We start from the raw sequence: 19,690 nt of genomic DNA, 5'->3' as shown, positions 1-19,690 counted from the left end.
TTTCCGTTATTGAAAATATTTAGTGCGTGTCTATCAAAATTAATCTGTAAATAGGAACTTATAAAACCATGAGTCATCACAGCACTCTGAATACGCGTTTATTACCTTTATCTATCTTGATTTCTTCGCTGGTGTCAGGTGGGGCAGTAGCCGCATCAACAACAGCGGTTACACCCAATATATCGAATGGCAGCAACACTCAGATAACCAGCCGTCTCACGGCCAATAATAACGTGGCTAACAACAAAAAACCTGAGGATATCCTGCTAGAAACTTTCTTCCCAGCGGGTCAACCCATTACATCACAGATGAAAACTGAGGCTGAATCGCAAATTGCGGCAATAAAAAGTGATCACCAGCAGCAAATTGTGAATATTAAAGCTGCTATTGACACAATGGCACCTGAACAAAAAAAACAAGCGAATAAAGAATTAGCTGCCTTTGAAAAGGTATTTGCAAAAAATATACTGGGAGCAGAGGCCGCTCTTACCTATGCAAAAGATCAGAGTGATGACAACAAGAACAAACTCCTTCAAGCCGCGAAAAATGCTTTTGCTACCAGTCTAGAGACCAAAGCACCGGGTCAGTTCACACCAGAAGAAGCCGATTCGCTGTTTAATTCGTCACTAACCCAAGACCAATCAACTCTTTCGCCCGTGATTAAGCAAAAAATCACAGCAATCGAGCAGCAACAACAAACTGACAAAGATGCCCTGAATAAGCTTCAGGATTATCTAAATCAAGGTGTGATTACCTCAGAACAAAAAGAAAAACTGGCAATCAACTTCGCCGATAAAAAAGCTAAATTAGATACGCAAGTAGCGGCTAAACAGGCACAGGAAGCAGCAAAGCAAGCAAACACTAAGGCAAAATCGAACGAGCTTCTTCTCGGTGTTAAATCAAGCGTTCTTGATACACTCGCTACAAAAACAGAAAAAGCGAAAACTAAAGCTGAAGATGAGTTAACAAAACTTAATAAAGAAAAAGCGGTGGCGATTACAGCGGTAGATCAAAATTGGGATGTAAATACGTTAAATCTCGCAAAAGAGTTACAGGATCTGATTAATACCTCAACGACTCCCGCGTTAAAAATAGCGGAAGCTAAAGCAGCCCAACAGGCTATCGCAGAAGCAGAAGCTGCAGATCAGTTAGTTCAGGATGCAACTACTGCACACACAGCAGCCGAAAATGCCGCCCAAAACACAGCCACTCAGTATAATGCTGCCCAACAGCATAAACTTGACGTAAATGCCGAACTGGCAACCAAAACAACCGAAATGAATAATGCAGTAGCAGCGCTCGCTAAGTTAGATAAAGCGACCGATCCTACTGTTGATATGCCGGTATTTGATAAAATCATTGCCAAAAGTGAGCTGCAAACAGTCACCGCAAACACGATGGCAATGGCTACCCAAGTATCGGGCGGCACGCAACATGTTGAAAAAGACGGCCAGGTCATTGGTAGCATTATTAGCGAAGACGGTACCCTAAACTTGGCCGTTGGCGCACTGGCTCACGATACAGTGATCAATAAAGGCATCATTAACAACAATGGTGGTACTGATCACGATTCAGTCATCAATGATGGTGGCAAGCTGTCACTGAAAGGTGAAAAGAAACAAGATGCGAATGGCAAGGATGTCATAAACGTTGCTGAATCCTATGGTGCGAAAATCCTTGAAGGTGGTACAGCGACGGTTGGCAAATTTGCCGAAATTCATAACCTTAGCAGCACAAAAGGGACTGTTGAGCTGAAAGATGGCGCTAAAGCCTTTAACACCGCTATTGATGGCGGCACGCTGACTATCGAAAAAGGGGCTAACTCGCAACATACTTCACTGAATGGAGCCAATCTGGAGTTGATCGAGGGAGCAACGGCTGATAGCACTAAAGTCGGTGAAGACGCGGTATTTACTTTAAAGGCTAATGCTAAAACCAGCGGAACTGAGGTGCGTGCTGACAATAGTGAGTTTACCTTGGAAAAAGGTTCGTCAGCCTTTTTAACTCATGTGCTCAATGGCACGATGACCGTTAATGACGGTGCCAGTGCGGATGAAGTCAATGTATCTGGTGAAGGTACACTGATTCTCAAATCTGGTGCCACAGTCGAAAACGCTCATATATCTAATAGAGCCACCACATTTACCCTCGAAAGTGGTGCCACAGCCACTGACACTCTGCTGGACTTTGCCGAATTAGAGTTGGTAAAAGGTGCAACAGCGGATGCGACCAAACTGACGTCAGGTTCAGTCTTTACCCTGCAAGAGGGTGCAAAAACTAAAGATACCGTTGTCAGTCACAGCCAGTTTTTTGTTAATGACAGTGCAACGGCCAGCAGCACCACCTTGAATTCCGGCGACTTTATTGTTGATGGCACCGCCAATAACACCACCGTGACAGGCGGCAAATTTGCGCTGAATAAAGGTGCGACAGCCAACACTACCACCTTGAATTCCGGCGACTTTATTGTTGATGGCGCAGCCAATAACACCACAGTTACAGGCGGTAAATTCGCGCTGAATAAAGGTGCCACAGCCAACACGACCACCTTACATGGCGGCGACTTTATTGTTGATGGCGCAGCCAATAACACCACCGTGACAGGCGGCAAATTTGCGCTAAATAAAGGTGCGACAGCCAACACTACCACCTTGAATTCCGGCGACTTTATTGTTGATAGCGCAGCCAAAGACACCACCGTTAAAGGCGGCAAATTCGCGCTGAATAAAGGTGCCACAGCCAACAAGACCACCTTGAATGAGGGTGAATTCACCGTAAAAGCAGGTGCGAAAGCCACAGCAACAACAATCAATGGCGGCACATTTGATGTTCAAGAGGGTGCTGCTATCGAAGATACCCTGTTCAATACAGTTGATTTCACACTGGTTGACAAGGCAACTGCCAATAACACCACCGTTAACGGCAGCAAATTGACGATTAATAAAGGTGCCATTGCTAACAATAGTCTGGTCAAAGGCGGTAAATTTGATCTGATGGCGCGTGCACAAGCGCATAAGCTGGTAGTTGAAAATGGCCGTGCCTTGATTTCAGGTCATTTAGTGAATGCCGCATTCACTGGCAGCACCGTCATTTTTGATAGAACCGCAAACATTAGCGGCACTATTGATGCCAATAAAGACAGTATTCTCAGCGTGCAGGGTGGCGCAACCACCCAAAATGCAGACCTGAACTTAGCCGGTAATATGCAGTTGTTCTCCGCAGATGCACCACTCACCGCGGTGCGCACGGCTTCCCGCGCTGCTTTTGCTGGTAACAACGGCAAGCCAGCACAATTCGCCTTTAAAAATGTGAAATTGGCGGGTGGTAATATTGATATGAGCCGGTCTGCGGCTCAACTGACTATGGCATCGCTGGCGGGTGACGGTAGTTTTAATCTGGGTTCAACACTGGTTAATCATACCAGCGCACCATTGAATATCACGGGTAGTGCCGATGGGGCTTTTTCCATTAAGATAAACACCAGTGGCGTGGCCCCAGCGAATCTGAATGTTATTGATGTAAAAGGAAAAAATACTGCCCACTTCGTCCTGGCTAATGGACCGGTAGACTTAGGTAACTATAAACACTCACTGGTCAGTGATGGTAAAGGCGGCTTCAAACTGGTCGCAGATAAAACGAAATTGACGTCAAATACGGCGGGTATTTTAGCCGTCGCCAATACCATGCCCGTTATCTTTAACGCCGAATTAAGCTCAATTCACAATCGCTTAGATAAACAAAGTTCAGCAACCAACGAAAGTGGGGTGTGGTTAACTTACCTGAATGACAGTTACGACGTGAAAGGCACCGCAACCAACTTCAATCAGAAGTTAAGTGGCATGACTTTAGGTGGCGATAAAGCCATTGAGTTGGGTGATGCCGTGTTCAGTGTGGGTAGCTTCGCCAGCCATACTAGCGCCAATATCAAATCTGATTACCAGAGCAGCGGCAGTGTGGAAAGCAACTCATTGGGCGCTTACGTCCAATATTTGGCAAACAGCGGCTATTACCTGAATGGTGTGTTCAAAACCAACCAGTTTAAACAGAACCTCAGTGTGACATCACAAGCTAATAACGCGACTGGAGCAGCTAACTTCTCCGGCATGGGGCTGGCAGTAAAAGCGGGTAAACATATCAATATTGATGCGATGTATGTTTCCCCTTATGTGGCCTTGAACACCTTCAGCTCGGGTAAAAGCCAATATAAATTGTCTAACGGCATGGAGGCGCAGAACCAAGGTTCACGTACGACAACCGGCACTCTGGGCATGAACACGGGTTATCGCTTTGTGTTGAATAGCGGCGCAGAAATAAGGCCTTATGCAATTTTCTCGGTAGACCATGACTTGATGGCAAGTAACAAGGTGATGATTAACAACGAGATGTTTGATAATAGCCTGAAAGGGACTCGTGCTAACGCCGGTGTGGGTATCAATGTAAACCTGACGTCTAACCTGTCTATCGGCTCAGAAGTTAAAGTTTCTAAAGGTAAAAACATTACCACCCCAATGACTATTAATATGGGCGTTGCTTATACCTTCTAAATTACACAGTAATTTCTTCATGTAGCAATGATGATTATCTGTCATAAAAAGGGAGCCAAATTGGCTCCCTTTTCTCATTAATGGCTGGTCGAAGGAATAATATTCCTCAGCCAACTGCCCCATCTGCGCTGGTAAAATGCTTGGGTATGCGTCATCAGGTAATGGCTTACCCCCCGCTCTTTCTCATTCACCACGCAAAAATCTACCGGGCCATCATCCGGTGCATAGTCACTGGCAACATTACCGGCCTCTTGAATCAATTGGTCAATCTCATCATCTGTGCCATCCACTTCCAGCCCAACCAATAAGTTAGGTTTATCATCCACACTCTTATCATGCATCAGTGCCAAAAAAGCACGCCGCACTGGTTTACGCTGGCTAAACAGCTGGATCAGGGCATCCACCATTGCTGCGGGATATTCTTCCGGCTGCCCCAACAGAATTTGGCTCTCTTTATCCACCACCATTTCGGCTGATTGGGCTAAACCGCCATTTTCCAGCAGCATCGCCACTTCTTGCGGCCAAAACTCTTTACCATGCTCTGATTTTGGGTTCAAAAACAGATGCGCACCTTGGGTTATTTCAAATAACACCCGCACTGGCATGGCGATAAAAGGCTGTTTTACCGACAGTTTTTCACTATCAACCTGTTGATCTTCGGCGATATCCAGCGCTTGCTGGAGCACCTCTACCGAGGTAAAGAAGGGAATGACCGATTCACCATCCTGCTTTTCCCAATGCAGAATATTCACCCCATCGCCTGTTGTAAAGGCCATCTCACCCTCTTCATCGCCCTGCTCTGACCCGTCCACCAGCACCAAAACCGTGGCATCCAACAGTGTGCGAAAAAAAGCGGTGCGATGAATTGATTCCGTCGCCGCCAGTTTCAGCAAAGACTCCAGACTTTGGTCTTCATCATGATGGTGACTATCGTGGCTATCAGCAGCAGGGGGTTGTGGCAAACTCATGCTCTACTCCAGAAAAACATAAAATAGATCGAACAAAGGGACGCAAATGCGCCCCCGAGACTCTTTTCAAATCATTAAGATGATTATTTTGCTTTCGCCAACAGCAAGTTAGCAATAGTACGAACACCCAGGCCTGTAGCACCGGCAGACCACTGATCAACCGCACCTTTACGGTAAGTCGCGGAGCAGTCAATGTGCAGCCAACCTTGCTGATAGTCTTTCACGAAATGTGACAAAAATGCGGCGGCAGTGCTGGCACCCGCACTGTAGGCTGCCCCCGCGACATTATTCAACTCAGCAAAGTTGGATGGCAGTTGGCTGCGATGGAATTCAGCTAACGGCAAGCGCCAGAAAGGCTCATGCTCACTTTGCGCGCTGCTCAACAACTCTTGTGCCAATTCATCATCAAAACTAAATAGCGCGTGGTAATCATTACCCAACGCTGTTTTTGCCGCGCCGGTCAAAGTGGCAGCATCAATAATCAGCGGTGCATTCTGCTCTGAAGCATCAATCAGACCATCAGCCAAGACTAAGCGCCCTTCAGCATCAGTATTCATGATTTCGACAGTCTTGCCATTGCGATAGCGAATGATATCACCCAGCTTAAAGGCATTACCGCTAACCATATTATCCGCACAACACAAATACAGTTTCACCCGCTCTTTCAAACCACGGGCTGCTGCTAATGCCAATGCGCCCGTGACTGTCGCCGCACCGCCCATATCGGACTTCATAGAGTCCATAAATGCGCTCTGTTTCAGGCTGTAACCGCCTGAATCAAAAGTAATTCCTTTGCCAACCAAACATGCCATCACCGGCGCATCTGGGTTACCGGTCGGGTTATAGTCCAAAGCTAGCAACACCGGCGCACGATCAGAACCACGGCCCACGGTGTAAATCCCGGCATAGCCCTGTTCACGCAGATCTTCGCCTTTGGTAATGCGGTAGCTGACAGCATCGCATGATACTGCGCACAGCAAATCAATCGCATTTTTAGCCAATTGTTCTGGCCCTAAATCTTCTGCGGGCGCATTAATGGTATCGCGCACCCAGTCAATGATTTTTAGCCGTTGTTTTAGCTCGGTTTTTTCGTTCTCTGGCAGTTCTGCCCATTCCACACTGCGCTGGCCTTTTGGCCCACGGAAACCTTGCCAAAATGCCCAGCTTTGCTCCAGACCCCAGCCCTCACCGGCCAGTTTTACCTGTTTGATACCTTGCCCATCTATTTTGCGGGCGGCGCGTTGAATGGTACCCAATTCATTTTTACCCGTCAGGTGGATAGTCATCCCCTCGGCATCGGTACTCAACTGGGCTTTCTCTCCCCAACGGGCGTCGGCTGGGGTATTTGATAAGGTTACTTGCATCATTTCTGTTGTCATGAACTACCTCTTCATTATTATTTTTTGCTGTTATTCAGCTGCTTATACGCGGCCCTGTGTTAGCCACGGCGGATCAAAACGTTCTACTCTAAAAAATACTGTCTGCTATACAGTAACAGCCAGCTATAAAGTAACAATAGAAAAAAGGGCCGCTCGTGCGACCCTCAGGTATTTATTCAAATTCATCTAACCAGACGAGCAGGATGGCTTCCAGCACTTTTTCATTTGATCCTTGCGGATCGTCATCGAAATCTTCTAAATCACAGATCCATTGGTGCATATCAGTGAAACGCACTGTTTTCGGATCGGTGTCCGGGAACTGGTCGTAAAGCGCTTCGCCAATCTCGCGGGTATCTTGCCAGGTTAAGCTCATATCATGTTCTCGTGTATATACTCTAAATAATTCGAGTTGCAGGAAGGCGGCAAGTGAAAGAGTCCCGATGAGCTTACTGTTGTAAGCGATTCGGGTGATTGAACGTAGCCAACGCACATGCAGCTTGAAGTATGACGAGTATAATTAATGTTCTCGCGCATGGTTGATAGTATAACGCGGGATCTCAACCACCAGATCTTCATCCGTCACTGTCGCCTGACAACTCAGGCGGCTTTCTGGCTCCAGACCCCAAGCTTTATCCAACATATCATCTTCCAGCTCACTGCTTTCTGGTAGCGAATCAAAGCCTTCGCGCACGATACAGTGGCAAGTCGTGCAAGCGCAGGATTTCTCACAGGCATGCTCGATGTCGATTCCATTGCGCAGGGCAACGTCCAGTATAGTCTCACCTTGGGTTGCTTCCAGCACTGCACCATCCGGGCAAAGGTCTTTATGGGGCAGAAATACTATTTTGGGCATGATTAAACCTCATCCACTGAATGGCCAGCCAAAGCACGGCGAATAGAAGCATCCATCCGGCGCGCGGCAAAATCTTGCGTTTGTGCATCTAACGCTTTTATCGCAGCTTCGATTGCATGTGGGTCAGTGCCCTGCATCTGCTGCTGTAATGCCGCCATCGCCTGAGCGATAGCAGTACTTTCTTGCTCACTGAGTAGTGCTGCGTCTTGTGCCAATGCGCCTTGTAAACTTTCCAACACGCGGGAGGCTTCGACTTGTTGTTCCGCCAGCTTACGTGCGCCAATGTCGCTGTGCGCGTTCGCCATCGAATCTTTAATCATATTGGCAATTTCATCATCAGACAGCCCATAAGAGGGCTTCACCTGAATCGATGCCTCCACGCCGGTGGATTTTTCCATCGCCGTGACACTCAACAAACCGTCCGCATCCACCTGGAAAGTCACACGAATATGCGCGCCCCCCGCGGGCAGCGGCGGTAAACCCCGTAAACTAAAGCGGGCGAGAGAACGGCAATCTTGTACCAGTTCGCGCTCACCTTGCAGCACGTGAATCATCATCCCGCTCTGGCCGTCTTTAAAGGTGGTAAATTCTTGCGCGCGGGCGACCGGAATAGTGGTATTGCGTGGAATGATTTTCTCCACTAAACCGCCCATGGTTTCCAGCCCTAATGACAGCGGGATAACATCAAGCAGCAGCATGTCACTGTCGGGTTTATTCCCCACCAGAATATCGGCTTGAATCGCCGCGCCAATAGCGACCACTTTATCGGGATCAATCGAAGTCAGTGGCGTGCGGCCAAAAAATTGCCCAACCTGCTCGCGCACCAAGGGCACACGGGTCGAGCCGCCGACCATTACCACTTCCAGCACTTCATCGGCAGTGACGCCCGCATCTTTTAACGCGCGGCGACAGGCCATTAATGTGCGTTTAACTAATGACGCTATCAGAGATTCAAACTGCTGACGGGTGATTTGCCCTTGCCAGCCAGCCACGGAGACATCAGCAATCTCAGCATCACTCAAGGCAATCTTAGCCGCGATGGCCGCATCCAATAATTGCCGCTGGACACCATGGTCATCACGGGAATCAATACCAGCTTGCTCACGCAGCCAATCGGCTAATAGGTGGTCAAAGTCATCGCCCCCCAGTGCCGAGTCGCCGCCAGTTGCCAGCACTTCAAACACACCGCGGCTCAAGCGCAAGATAGAGATATCAAATGTCCCGCCGCCCAAGTCATAAACGGCGATCACCCCTTCCTGACCTGAATCCAGACCATAGGCGATAGCCGCAGCGGTCGGCTCATTGAGCAAACGCAACACATGCAACCCCGCCAGACGAGCGGCATCTTTGGTGCCCTGCCGTTGAGCATCATCAAAATAAGCGGGGACAGTAATGACCACGCCGTCCAATTCCCCTTCCAAGGCCGCCTGTGCCCGCTGTGCCAATGATTTGAGAATATCTGCAGACACTTGCACCGGATTAACCAACCCGCTCGCCGTCTGGATCATCGGTAAACCATTTTCACTGGATTGGAATTGGTAAGGCAGATTAGGGTAGCGCTGCACGATATCGGCCAAAGAACGGCCCATCATGCGTTTAACTGAACTGATGGTATTGACCGGGTCCAATGCCGCTAAATTGCGCGCATTCCAGCCGACATCAATGCCATTTTGTTGATAGTGAACCACTGAGGGCAAAAGATCCCGCAGCTGTTCATCTGCCAGCGTTTGCGCTTTACCGCTGCGCACTGTCGCTACCAGTGAGTTGGTGGTGCCTAAATCTATCCCTGCAGCCAACCGACGTTGATGCGGCGGTGCAGTTAAACCAGGCTCACTAATTTGTAATAAGGCCATGTTGAGATTCCATCAATCTATACTCGTCATACTTCAAGCTGCATCTGCGTTGGCTTGCCGCTTTCCTGCAACTCGAATTATTTAGAGTATATAAAACGTTAACGACACGCTCTAATAAGAAGTAGCCGCGCATTTCGCGCCATCAATAAATTTATTTTTTATTTTTATCAATCAGATACAATTTTATTGCCTTATTACGTTCTCAGGAAAAATCATCAAACAGGCGCTCTTCTAGCTGTTCAACCTGCTGTCCTAACTTATCCAGAAAACGTAATTTTCGAACCGTGTCAGCGGCTTGTTCCCACTGTTGTTGATCCAATTGCTCCACCATCAGTTGGCTGCGCGTTTTCGTCATCAGTGCCAAACGGCGACTGAATGCAGCAAGTTGCGCCTCAGCATCTGAGTGGCGTTCGATAGCATCAAGCTCTTCCCGCAGCTCCAATTGCTCCATCAGAAACGCGGTATCACGCATAGTATGCTGTTCGTTGCCTAAATCAAAACCCTGCAAAGATAGCATATACTCAGCCCGTTTTAACGGGTGCTTGAGGGTTTGGTAAGCATCATTGATGGTCGCGGCTTGTTGCAATGAGGCCAAACGCTCGCGTTCAGGCTGATTTGCAAAACGGTCAGGATGGAATTGGCGTTGCAATTCTTGATAGCGGGTCGTGAGTTGGTTGCCGTCAATCAGGTACTGAGCCGGCAGCCCGAATAATGTGAAGTAATCCATAGCATGCTCTGGGGTTATCCCCTTCGTCCTTGGAATTGCATGGGTGTTAGCTGCACTCACGCCCTCGAATCACTCACTTGTAGTTGACCTACTTGAATAAGCTCATCAAGATTTGTTTGCTGGCTATCTACCTGCAACTCCAATGACTTTGGGTATATAGGCATCAAGTTCCTGAGGCAGGAACAAAAACAGGGGTCAGACGTTAAAGCTTTCACCACATCCGCACTCATTGGAGACGTTCGGATTGTTGAATTTAAAGCCTTCGTTCAGACCTTCTTTGACGAAATCCAGCTCGGTGCCGTCAAGATAGACCATGCTTTTGCCGTCGATGATCACTTTCACGCCTTTGTCTTCAAAAACGATATCGTCATCGTTCATTTCATCAACAAATTCCAGGACATATGCCATACCGGAGCAGCCCGACGTCCGTACGCCTAAGCGCAGACCTAAGCCCTTACCACGGTGATTTAAAAAGGCGCTGACCCGTTGTGCAGCACTGTCGCTGATTGATATCGACATAGACCTTCCTCAACGCTGAAAACCAGCTCATATCCTCGTTATCTTTCAAACTGCACGTGTATTAGTATGCAGTATTTTGAAATCCTTAGGAAAAATGAGCCAGTTATTAATAACCTATTTTACAACTACTTGGCAGTATGTTTGCTTTTGTAGTCGGCGATAGCTGCTTTAATGGCATCTTCAGCCAAAATTGAGCAGTGAATTTTGACTGGCGGTAACTCCAGCTCTTCTGCGATCTGAGTATTCTTGATCGCTTCAGCCTGCTCGAGAGACTTACCTTTCATCCATTCAGTTACCAGAGAGCTGGAGGCAATAGCAGAGCCGCAGCCATAAGTTTTGAAACGTGCATCTTCAATGATGCCAGCGTCGTTAACTTTAATCTGCAACTTCATGACATCACCACAAGCGGGTGCGCCAACCATTCCGCTACCAATGGTAGGATCTGCGTTGTCGAATGACCCGACGTTACGTGGGTTTTCGTAGTGATCGATTACTTTTTCGCTGTAAGCCATGTGATTACTCCTGAGTCTTAAAATCTGGAATTAATGGTGCGACCATTCAATGCTGCTGATATCCACGCCCTGCTTAAACATATCCCACAGCGGAGACAAGTCACGCAGACGGCCAATGGATTTGCGAACCAGCGCAATGGCGTAGTCGATCTCTTCTTCAGTGGTGAAACGCCCCAGAGAGAAACGAATTGAACTGTGAGCCAGTTCGTCGTTCATCCCCAACGCACGCAACACGTAAGAAGGTTCCAGACTCGCGGAAGTACAGGCTGAACCCGATGAAACAGCTAAATCTTTCAGTGCCATGATGAGCGACTCACCTTCAACATAGTTGAAACTGATGTTCAGAATGCCAGGTGCGCCATTCTCTAAATCGCCATTCAGGTAAACTTCTTCGATATCTTTGAGACCATTCCACAACCGCAGACGCAGTGAACGCAGGCGCGCAGCTTCGCTTTCCATCTCTTCTTTGGCGATACGGTAAGCTTCACCCATGCCAGCTATCTGATGAACGGGTAAAGTCCCTGAACGCATACCGCGCTCATGACCCCCGCCGTGCTGCTGTGCTTCAATGCGAATGCGAGGTTTACGACGAACAAACATTGCGCCAATGCCCATCGGGCCATAAACTTTATGGGCAGAGAAAGACATTAAATCGACTTTCAGTTGGCTCAGATCGATGGGTAATTTACCGACGCTTTGTGTCGCATCAACATGGAAAATGATCCCGCGACTACGGCACATTTCGCCGATTGCCGCGATATCCTGCACCACACCGATTTCATTATTCACGTGCATGATAGAAACCAGAATGGTGTCTTCACGCATGGCGGCTTCAAGCTGTTTCAGGTCGATAATGCCGTTAGACTGCGGTGCCAGATAAGTCACTTCGAAGCCTTCACGCTCCAACTGGCGACAAGTATCCAACACTGCTTTATGTTCGGTCTTACAGGTGATGATGTGCTTGCCTTTCTTCTGGTAGAAGTTAGCAGCACCTTTAATCGCAAGGTTATCGGACTCAGTTGCACCGGAGGTGAAGACTATCTCGCGAGGGTCCGCACCGACTAATGCAGCAATATCATTACGTGCAATATCAACAGCTTCTTCTGCTTGCCAGCCAAACTTATGAGAACGAGAGGCGGGGTTACCAAAAATACCGTCCAGAGTCAGGTACTGCATCATTTTTTCAGCGACACGAGGGTCTACCGGGGTCGTTGCTGCATAATCCAGATAGATCGGTGTCTTTATTTTTGATTCGGTCATTGCTCTTATGCTCCGTACATCACTTCCAAAACGTAAAATTCCGCAGATTCTGCTTATGCGCGCAGATTGACGTTAATCGTCTCTTGCGGTCGGCCATTGGCCGTACGGCGCGTATCGTTATTTTGACGATCCGCAACCTCAAGAATATCTTGGTTATTAACCAGTTCTGCCAATGTAATGTTGTTGAGGAAGCTGCTAATGCGCTCACTCAAATCACGCCACAAAGTATGAGTCAGGCAACGATCGCCACCCTGACAACCTTCTTTACCCTGGCAACGGGTGGCATCGACAGATTCGTCAACGGCAGTGATAACCGCACCGACCGCGATTACTGAAGCATCTTTACCCAGCAGGTAACCGCCACCTGGACCACGAACGCTGGCGACTAAGCCATTTTTGCGTAACCGTGAAAAAAGCTGTTCCAAGTAGGATAATGAAATCCCCTGACGTTCAGAAATATCGGCCAGAGGAACTGGCCCGTCATGGGAATGTAATGCTACATCAAGCATAGCGGTCACGGCATAACGGCCTTTGGATGTCAGTCTCATAGCTAAGATTACCTGTTGGTGAGAACAAGCCAGAACTTTGACATACCCGAGTGTTTCAGTCAACTATTTAACCTAGTAAATCGCTCAAGTATTATTTAACAATTTCATTTTCAATAATATGGAACAGTTTCTATAATAACCAATTGATATTGGTCATTAATTTTTGTTGTTATGCTCACTGGCATCAGCACCACGCTGCGGGTATTTATCTTGTTTCTCAATGGATGTCAGCATCCCACGCAGAATATTCAGCTCTTGAGCTTCCGGGCGCGCACGGGTAAACAGGCGGCGTAACTTGCTCATAATCTGCCCCGGATGGGCCTGGCGAATAAAGCCAGTATGAGACAAAACCTGCTCCAGATGCAGATAGAAACGCTCCAAATCATCCACTAATGGATAAGGCGCTTCCTCTTCTACGACTACTGGCGCCGCTGCTTGCTGGCGGTCAAGGAAAGCCACTCGCACTTCATAGGCTAAAATTTGCACCGCCATGGCCAAATTCAGTGAACTGTATTCCGGGTTAGCCGGGATTGCCACATGATAATGGCACTTTTGTAGCTCATCATTCGTCAAGCCAACCCGCTCACGACCAAACACCAGTGCTACCGGCGCATGTTCAGCTTCACGTGCGCTGCGCACGCCACATTCACGCGGCTCTAGCATAGGCCAAGGCAAGGTGCGCGAACGGGCGCTAGTACCAACCACCAAGCTGCATCCCGCCAGCGCTTCATCCAGGGTATCCACGATGGTGGCATTGCCAATCACATCACTGGCACCCGCAGACAATGCAATAGCCTGAGAATCAGGTTTAACCAAAGGATTAACCAGATACAAATTGGTTAATCCCATTGTTTTCATGGCCCTGGCTGTCGAACCCATATTGCCGGTGTGTGAGGTTTCAACCAAAACGATACGAATATTGTGTAGCATACAAACTCTGAGGATAACGGGGAATCGGCATATCTTAACACAGACATAGGAATTTATCCGATCCCCTGCTATACTACGCGCCGTTTCTCGTTCTTTAACATCCTAGTGGAAGATACCCATGCATCCGATGCTGACTATCGCCATACGCGCTGCGCGTAAGGCCGGTAACCTGATTGCCAAAAATTATGAAACTCCGGACGCTGTCGAAGCGAGCCAGAAAGGCAGTAATGACTTTGTTACCAATGTTGACCGCGACTCAGAGAGTCTGATTGTTGACGTTATCCGTAAATCTTACCCAAAACACACCATTATTGGTGAAGAATGTGGTGAGTTGCTCGGCGAAGACGATGATGTGCAATGGGTTATTGATCCACTGGATGGCACTACCAACTTCATCAAACGTCTCCCTCATTTCGCAGTCTCTATCGCCGTACGCATCAAAGGCCGTACCGAAGTTGCCGTAGTTTATGACCCAATGCGTAACGAACTGTTTACAGCTACCCGTGGTCAAGGCGCTCAATTAAACGGCTACCGTCTGCGTGGCACCAATGCCAAAGATTTAGACGGCACTATTCTGGCTACCGGTTTCCCATTCAAAGTGAAACAACATGCTCCCGCTTATCTGCGCGTTGTGGGTAAACTGTTTGAACAGTGTGCTGATTTTCGTCGCACCGGTTCAGCGGCGCTGGACTTGGCTTATGTCGCCGCAGGCCGTGTTGATGGTTTCTTTGAAATTGGCTTGAAGCCTTGGGATTTTGCTGGTGGCGAACTGTTAGTTCGTGAGTCTGGCGGTGTGGTAACTGACTTTGCAGGCGGCCATAACCACTTCAGCTCCGGCAATATCGTGGCCGGTAATCCGCGCGTTGTGAAAGGTATTCTTCAGTCTATCATTCAGGCCGAAGTGAGTGACGCCTTAAAACGTTAATTAAACACGATTAACGGATGCACATTAAAAAGCCAGTCGGCTAACCCTGACTGGCTTTTTTTATTGTGAGAATTAGCGGCCAAATGGCCTGACTCCGCCGATAAAGTCCGGCTGACTGGAAATATAAAGCAGAGCGCCGGCAAACAGCAGAATAATTCCGCCGGTTAATGCCAATGTCGCCCAAGCTATCGCCCCCCATGCTGCGGGTGCCCGCTTACGGCTTAAATGCACCGCCAGCCGCCGTGCATAGTGAACAAATAGCGCCAGTAACGAGATGGTCAATGAGGTGCCGATCGCCATCGCAATGGCTGACAAAATACCCCACCAATAGACTCCAATGACTTTAGCAAACAACAGCACCATAATCGCACCGGAGCAAGGCCGCATGCCCATCGCCAAAACAATCGCCAGACGAGTGCGCCAATCATTACCCGCTTGTAGTTCTTGAGAATTGGGCATATGGCGATGCCCACAGCCGCAACTTTCACTGTGAACATGAGTCGCACTCAATGGCTGTAGGCGCTGAATGCTGATTTTCTGCGGTTTTAATAACTTCACTTGATGATAAAGCCGCTTTATTGCACGGAAACACAATAAAACGCCGAGCGCGATAACCAACAGAAAACTGCCTTTCTCCAACCAAAAGCTGCTTTGGTGCAAATAGCGGGAGGAGAGTTGCAATATGCCCAACAGCACAGTAACCAGCAAGATAGCGACGCCCCCTTGCAATATCGACGCCGCAAACGTCAGTTTCAAACTGTTTTTAAGTTGCGCCGGGTGGGTGGCAAGATAAGTCACTATCACCACTTTGCCATGCCCCGGCCCTACGGCATGTAGCACGCCGTAAATCAGGCTGAACATCATCAGCGCTAAACCGGCCTGATGCGGATTGGCTTTCACCTGTTGCAGTAACTGGGCCATCTGCTGATGCATACTTTTTTGCCAAGCCACTGTTTTAAATAACAGTTCCGGCCAATAAAGCCATGCCACCTGCGCGGCAGCGGCCAGCAACACTAAAAACAGCACCAGTGGCCATAAATTTATTAGCCAATGTTTTGGCCGCGACACAGTGGCGAGACCTACTGGCATTGCACGGTGACCCGTTGGGCGAATTGTTTGCCAAGTTCCATATCTTCTCCTGGTGAATCACTTTTATCCAAAGACAGTGCGTAAGCTTGTAATGATGTATTGGGGTTGGGCGTGAATAAGGTCAATTTGCAGCTTTTCGCCATTTCATCCGACAGCCTTACCGCCTTATTACCGTCATAAGTCATATCCACAAAATAGGTAGGGTCGTAAGTCGAGATAATAAAAGGCTTTCCGGCCAGCGGCTGCGGTTCGGCCAAGGGCAAAATAAATTCTAGAACCGCCTGATGCCCCTTGCGCGACAAATGATATTCTGTCGGAAAATTTTTATATTTCACCGGCTTACCGTCACGGTAGATATCAGTGAAATAGTGCTGTCCCAGCACATTCGCCATCACTTCAGCCGCCAGTTTTTTCCAGATTTCCGAGTCACTTTTGGCATTTTCTGCGTCATATAACAGATCTGCGGAAGTAATTTCATCCATCGTCCACACCATTTTTATTCCCACCAACGTCTGTTTTTCACTGACGAAGCTGGCATCCATATCGATAAAACTATGAGGGTGGGCCTGAGCCAGTGGGCTGAAAATAAGAGCGCCCCCCGTTAACAGCAAGGTAATCAGTCGGTTAATTACGCCAAATTTGTTATAACATAACATATAGTGCATTAATCAATCCTTGGAAATTCCACGATAACTGTGATGTAAGTTGTAAGTCGATGTAAAAGCTCCCAGCCCTAACCTACTGAATGAATCTCTTTTGCTATGCTTAAGCATGATGAATAACAACACATCCATCACGGACGGTTATATGCACTTGGACACGTCTTCTGTGCCGCTGTTATCCAGTCAACCACTGTCCGGGCAACAACGCCGCTGCCATATGTTACTGATGCTCTTCATGCCCACAAGCAGGGTACAATTGGAGGCTATCAGCCAAATCAACGGCGTCGAGCAGCCCACTACCCGGCAAGATATAGCCGAGGTTACTCATGAAATCCAGTGTTTCTACCATTTGCAACTGAGGGCCAATGTCGATGACATCTGTTTGATTCAGGGCAGTCGGCTCGACAAAAGGCTGTGTTTAATCCACTGGCTGCGCCGAGGCATTCGCTATTGCCCTGAGTTTATTGAACACTATTTTGCGCCTAGTTTATATCATGCTCTCTCATGGGATAATCGGCTGATTTCAGAGGATTTACCCAACATAATCGCCCAATGTGAACCCTATCTGAACCGCCATCTCAATGAAAAAGATCGCCAGTTTTTGCAACTGTATTTAGCTTATTGTGCTTGGGAAAATCGGCAGCATGCTCTGCCAGAATTATCCCTCGCCCAGCAACAATGGCTAACATGTAAACCCGCGCTGGTAGCTGCTGACAGCTTATTTGATTTATTTAATCCGCTGCTGGGCGACCCGCTCGATAAAATCGAACGCGACGTGCTCATCCTGATGCTGACCATGATTAAGGCGCATAATTATCACGGTTCTCAATCAGTGGAAGATTCACGTCTAAACAAGGCCATCGACCAGTTAGTCATGCATTTTCAACAACTTTCCGGTATGACACTGAGCAGCAATAAGCGGTTAATGAACCAGCTTTTTGCCCATCTCGCCCCAGCTATTGAGCGCTGTTATTTCAATATCGGCATTGATAATTCATCGCTGGAAGAAGTTAACCGCCAATACCCCCGGCTGTTACGAACCACTCAGCAAGCGCTGGCGGCGTTCGAACAAGAATATCAGATTCAATTCTCTGCCGACGAGGCGGCCCTGATAGCCATTAGATTTGGTGCCTGGTTGATGCAGGGAAATGCATTACAAGAGAAGCAAATTTTGTTGCTGACAAGGAATAACTCAGAGTTGGAACAACAAGTTGAACAGCAAATTCGCGAGTTAACTCTGTTGCCGTTGCATATTAAATATTTGCCCCATGATGTGTATTTGCAATCCGGTGCGCCCGCCGGAACTGCGGTGGTGCTGACCCCTTATGCCGTGGGGCAACCTGAATCAACACCTCCGCTGATTCAGGTATTATTACCCATGAGCGCGCAACAAAATCAGCAATTACGCCGCCTATTAGATTTATCCTAACGGGCGAGGTCTTCCGGGTTTGCCACCACCCGAGGACGAATAAACAGTACTGGAATCACGATTAATGCCATCACCCAGAAAACACCGCCCTGATAATGTTCGAACAAGAAACCCGAGATAATGGTCATCACCGCAATTCCTCCGCCCATCGCCAGTGCAGAATAAACCGACTGCAAACGAATCACATCTGCCCCGCGCCGGGCGGCAATAAAGCGCATCGCCGCCAAATGGCACACAGTAAATGAGCCACAATGCAGAATTTGAATCAGAATAAGCCACGACAACTCCGTGGTGGAAGCCATCAAACTCCAGCGGATAATGCCACTCACAGCAGAAAGCAATAACAGGCTGCGGGCAGTCCAGCGGCGGAAAAGGACATTACTGAATGCAAATACCAGGATTTCGGCCACCACCCCCAAAGACCATAAATAGCCAATGGTTGCGGCAGAATAACCGGCCTCTTGCCAGTAAATAGAACTGAAACTGTAATATCCGGCATGTGCGCCTTGCAAGAGAGTCACACACAGCAAAAAGCGCCATACCTGCGGCTCAGAGAGCAATACTTTCCAGTCTGTGGCGGCCACATTACGGTGTTTAACCTCGCCTTGCGGCATCACACTCGGTTTCAGCAATGCTCCCAGTAACATGGCTGAAACGCCGAACAGCAAGCTGTAAAGAATCGCCGGATGGCCCCAAACCGAGACCAACTTGCCGGTTAATGCGGAACCAATAACAAAAGCCAGTGACCCCCACAGCCGGACTTTGCCGTAATCCATGGTTATCTGTTTTTGCCAGGTCGCTGCCAGCGCATCAGTCAGTGGCACTAATGGGCCAAAAAATAGGTTAAAACCGGCAATAATCACCATTAGCCAAGCCCAGCCATTGCCAAACCAAAAACCCACGGCGAAAGCCAATGTCAGAAGCGCCAGAATGCGGATTGCAGTCACCAGATGGGATGGGTCTTTAACACTGGGGGCAATAATTAAACTGCCGAGAAAACGGGAAATTAATCCAGCGCCCAGCAAAATACCAATGGTTTCAGGCGGGATCCCTTCCCCTTGTAACCAAATGCCCCAGAAAGGCAGGAAAATCCCATAAGAAAAGAAATAAGTGAAATAGCTGAGCGACAGCCAACGTGTTGATTGCAATACCATGAATCCCTCCGAGGTCAGCCGGTCACTGTGACAGAGGCCCCGCCTGCTAGCAAATTTGTCATTAGGTAAACATGTAATTTGAGATTAGCTTCACATTTACTTAACGCTAATCACAAAAAAACCCGCCAAGCGCTGAGGGATCCCCACTAATTCAGCGCTAATAAACCAACACCATACTTCGGTAGGTTTTGGCGAGGTGATTAAGAACTGCATCCAGTGCTGTTCGCGTTAAAATTAGCGGAGAGTGTCGCAAGATATTCTCCGCTAATGTCAGATAAGATATAACCCGTCGTGACTTAAGGCTGTTAGCCTGATACCTCAGATGTAACCCTTTATTT

The 19,690-nt window shown here is 48.2% G+C and carries 17 protein-coding genes and 1 pseudogene; 3 read left to right on the top strand and 15 right to left on the bottom strand.

What is annotated here, in order from left to right; translation table 11 throughout:
• Positions 1 to 68 precede the first annotated feature (68 nt).
• Positions 69 to 4,544 carry an autotransporter outer membrane beta-barrel domain-containing protein gene (locus OVO64_RS08520; protein WP_267248715.1) on the top strand — a complete coding sequence of 1,492 codons (4,476 nt, stop codon included), beginning with the start codon at positions 69 to 71 and terminating at the stop codon, positions 4,542 to 4,544.
• A 77-nt stretch (positions 4,545 to 4,621) separates the two neighbouring features.
• Here the strand turns inward: OVO64_RS08520 and sseB are convergent, their stop codons facing one another.
• From sseB to trmJ, 11 genes are all read right to left on the bottom strand, one after another.
• On the bottom strand, positions 4,622 to 5,512 hold the full coding sequence (gene sseB / locus OVO64_RS08515) for an enhanced serine sensitivity protein SseB (RefSeq protein ID WP_038635462.1): 891 nt from the start codon (positions 5,510 to 5,512) through the stop codon (positions 4,622 to 4,624).
• A gap of 83 nt (positions 5,513 to 5,595) precedes the next feature.
• Positions 5,596 to 6,891 (bottom strand): aminopeptidase PepB, encoded by a 1,296-nt coding sequence (pepB, locus tag OVO64_RS08510; RefSeq protein WP_038635464.1) that lies wholly within the window; start codon positions 6,889 to 6,891, stop codon positions 5,596 to 5,598.
• Positions 6,892 to 7,063: 172 nt separating this feature from the next.
• Positions 7,064 to 7,264, bottom strand: coding sequence for a Fe-S cluster assembly protein IscX (gene iscX / locus OVO64_RS08505; RefSeq protein ID WP_004702435.1), 201 nt, complete (start codon positions 7,262 to 7,264; stop codon positions 7,064 to 7,066).
• Between the two features lie 144 nt (positions 7,265 to 7,408).
• A complete protein-coding gene (gene fdx, locus OVO64_RS08500; protein ID WP_038635467.1) occupies positions 7,409 to 7,744 on the bottom strand; it encodes an ISC system 2Fe-2S type ferredoxin in 336 nt (111 codons plus the stop codon).
• A gap of 2 nt (positions 7,745 to 7,746) precedes the next feature.
• Positions 7,747 to 9,597 carry a Fe-S protein assembly chaperone HscA gene (hscA, locus tag OVO64_RS08495; RefSeq protein WP_050291489.1) on the bottom strand — a complete coding sequence of 617 codons (1,851 nt, stop codon included), beginning with the start codon at positions 9,595 to 9,597 and terminating at the stop codon, positions 7,747 to 7,749.
• Between the two features lie 202 nt (positions 9,598 to 9,799).
• The gene (gene hscB, locus OVO64_RS08490; RefSeq protein ID WP_038635472.1) at positions 9,800 to 10,324 is read right to left on the bottom strand and encodes a co-chaperone HscB; all 525 of its coding nucleotides are present in this window, start codon (positions 10,322 to 10,324) and stop codon (positions 9,800 to 9,802) included.
• Between the two features lie 195 nt (positions 10,325 to 10,519).
• Positions 10,520 to 10,843, bottom strand: a complete 324-nt coding sequence (gene iscA, locus OVO64_RS08485; RefSeq protein WP_004393580.1) for an iron-sulfur cluster assembly protein IscA — start codon at positions 10,841 to 10,843, stop codon at positions 10,520 to 10,522.
• Positions 10,844 to 10,968: 125 nt separating this feature from the next.
• Positions 10,969 to 11,355: a Fe-S cluster assembly scaffold IscU gene (gene iscU, locus OVO64_RS08480; protein ID WP_004393581.1), complete on the bottom strand. Its 387-nt coding sequence runs from the start codon at positions 11,353 to 11,355 to the stop codon at positions 10,969 to 10,971.
• A gap of 30 nt (positions 11,356 to 11,385) precedes the next feature.
• Complete coding sequence (locus OVO64_RS08475; protein WP_038639726.1) at positions 11,386 to 12,600, bottom strand: IscS subfamily cysteine desulfurase; 1,215 nt, start codon at positions 12,598 to 12,600, stop codon at positions 11,386 to 11,388.
• Positions 12,601 to 12,668: 68 nt separating this feature from the next.
• Positions 12,669 to 13,163, bottom strand: a complete 495-nt coding sequence (gene iscR / locus OVO64_RS08470; RefSeq protein ID WP_038635476.1) for a Fe-S cluster assembly transcriptional regulator IscR — start codon at positions 13,161 to 13,163, stop codon at positions 12,669 to 12,671.
• Between the two features lie 156 nt (positions 13,164 to 13,319).
• Positions 13,320 to 14,093 (bottom strand): tRNA (cytosine(32)/uridine(32)-2'-O)-methyltransferase TrmJ, encoded by a 774-nt coding sequence (gene trmJ / locus OVO64_RS08465; RefSeq protein WP_050291490.1) that lies wholly within the window; start codon positions 14,091 to 14,093, stop codon positions 13,320 to 13,322.
• A 118-nt stretch (positions 14,094 to 14,211) separates the two neighbouring features.
• Here trmJ and suhB point away from each other — a divergent pair, with 118 nt between their 5' ends.
• Positions 14,212 to 15,018: an inositol-1-monophosphatase gene (suhB, locus tag OVO64_RS08460; RefSeq protein ID WP_038635480.1), complete on the top strand. Its 807-nt coding sequence runs from the start codon at positions 14,212 to 14,214 to the stop codon at positions 15,016 to 15,018.
• Between the two features lie 72 nt (positions 15,019 to 15,090).
• On the opposite strand, the gene OVO64_RS08455 is transcribed toward suhB, so the two are convergent.
• Both OVO64_RS08455 and OVO64_RS08450 read right to left on the bottom strand, forming a co-directional pair.
• Positions 15,091 to 16,107, bottom strand: a complete 1,017-nt coding sequence (locus OVO64_RS08455; RefSeq protein WP_038635483.1) for a nickel/cobalt transporter — start codon at positions 16,105 to 16,107, stop codon at positions 15,091 to 15,093.
• Positions 16,098 to 16,763, bottom strand: coding sequence for a DUF1007 family protein (locus OVO64_RS08450; protein WP_186368475.1), 666 nt, complete (start codon positions 16,761 to 16,763; stop codon positions 16,098 to 16,100). The genes OVO64_RS08455 and OVO64_RS08450 overlap by 10 nt, the downstream gene beginning before the upstream one ends.
• Positions 16,764 to 16,914: 151 nt before the next feature.
• Here OVO64_RS08450 and csiE point away from each other — a divergent pair, with 151 nt between their 5' ends.
• Positions 16,915 to 18,198: a stationary phase inducible protein CsiE gene (gene csiE, locus OVO64_RS08445; protein ID WP_038635489.1), complete on the top strand. Its 1,284-nt coding sequence runs from the start codon at positions 16,915 to 16,917 to the stop codon at positions 18,196 to 18,198.
• Here csiE and OVO64_RS08440 read toward each other — a convergent pair.
• Both OVO64_RS08440 and OVO64_RS08435 read right to left on the bottom strand, forming a co-directional pair.
• Positions 18,195 to 19,352, bottom strand: a complete 1,158-nt coding sequence (locus OVO64_RS08440) for a 3-phenylpropionate MFS transporter (protein WP_038635491.1) — start codon at positions 19,350 to 19,352, stop codon at positions 18,195 to 18,197. The two genes, csiE and OVO64_RS08440, sit on opposite strands and share 4 nt — an antisense overlap.
• Before the next feature lie 157 nt (positions 19,353 to 19,509).
• Positions 19,510 to 19,690: pseudogene (locus OVO64_RS08435) on the bottom strand (IS4/IS5 family transposase); the annotation flags it as partial.

The sequence above is a fragment of the Yersinia sp. Marseille-Q5920 genome (genome assembly GCF_946902935.1).
GTDB classification, from domain to species: domain Bacteria; phylum Pseudomonadota; class Gammaproteobacteria; order Enterobacterales; family Enterobacteriaceae; genus Yersinia; species Yersinia rochesterensis.
This window is presented reverse-complemented; position numbering and strand designations above follow the sequence as displayed.

Bases quoted from the DNA above. Each gene is read 5' to 3' on its own strand.
- OVO64_RS08520 (WP_267248715.1), top strand. From the start codon at position 69: ATGAGTCATCACAGCACTCTGAATACGCGTTTATTACCTTTATCTATC.
- OVO64_RS08440 (WP_038635491.1), bottom strand. From the start codon at position 19,352: ATGGTATTGCAATCAACACGTTGGCTGTCGCTCAGCTATTTCACTTAT.
- pepB (WP_038635464.1), bottom strand. From the start codon at position 6,891: ATGACAACAGAAATGATGCAAGTAACCTTATCAAATACCCCAGCCGAC.
- OVO64_RS08450 (WP_186368475.1), bottom strand. From the start codon at position 16,763: ATGTTATGTTATAACAAATTTGGCGTAATTAACCGACTGATTACCTTG.
- sseB (WP_038635462.1), bottom strand. From the start codon at position 5,512: ATGAGTTTGCCACAACCCCCTGCTGCTGATAGCCACGATAGTCACCAT.
- fdx (WP_038635467.1), bottom strand. From the start codon at position 7,744: ATGCCCAAAATAGTATTTCTGCCCCATAAAGACCTTTGCCCGGATGGT.
- hscA (WP_050291489.1), bottom strand. From the start codon at position 9,597: ATGGCCTTATTACAAATTAGTGAGCCTGGTTTAACTGCACCGCCGCAT.
- iscR (WP_038635476.1), bottom strand. From the start codon at position 13,163: ATGAGACTGACATCCAAAGGCCGTTATGCCGTGACCGCTATGCTTGAT.
- suhB (WP_038635480.1), top strand. From the start codon at position 14,212: ATGCATCCGATGCTGACTATCGCCATACGCGCTGCGCGTAAGGCCGGT.
- hscB (WP_038635472.1), bottom strand. From the start codon at position 10,324: ATGGATTACTTCACATTATTCGGGCTGCCGGCTCAGTACCTGATTGAC.
- iscU (WP_004393581.1), bottom strand. From the start codon at position 11,355: ATGGCTTACAGCGAAAAAGTAATCGATCACTACGAAAACCCACGTAAC.
- trmJ (WP_050291490.1), bottom strand. From the start codon at position 14,093: ATGCTACACAATATTCGTATCGTTTTGGTTGAAACCTCACACACCGGC.
- csiE (WP_038635489.1), top strand. From the start codon at position 16,915: ATGCACTTGGACACGTCTTCTGTGCCGCTGTTATCCAGTCAACCACTG.
- iscX (WP_004702435.1), bottom strand. From the start codon at position 7,264: ATGAGCTTAACCTGGCAAGATACCCGCGAGATTGGCGAAGCGCTTTAC.
- OVO64_RS08455 (WP_038635483.1), bottom strand. From the start codon at position 16,107: ATGCCAGTAGGTCTCGCCACTGTGTCGCGGCCAAAACATTGGCTAATA.
- iscA (WP_004393580.1), bottom strand. From the start codon at position 10,843: ATGTCGATATCAATCAGCGACAGTGCTGCACAACGGGTCAGCGCCTTT.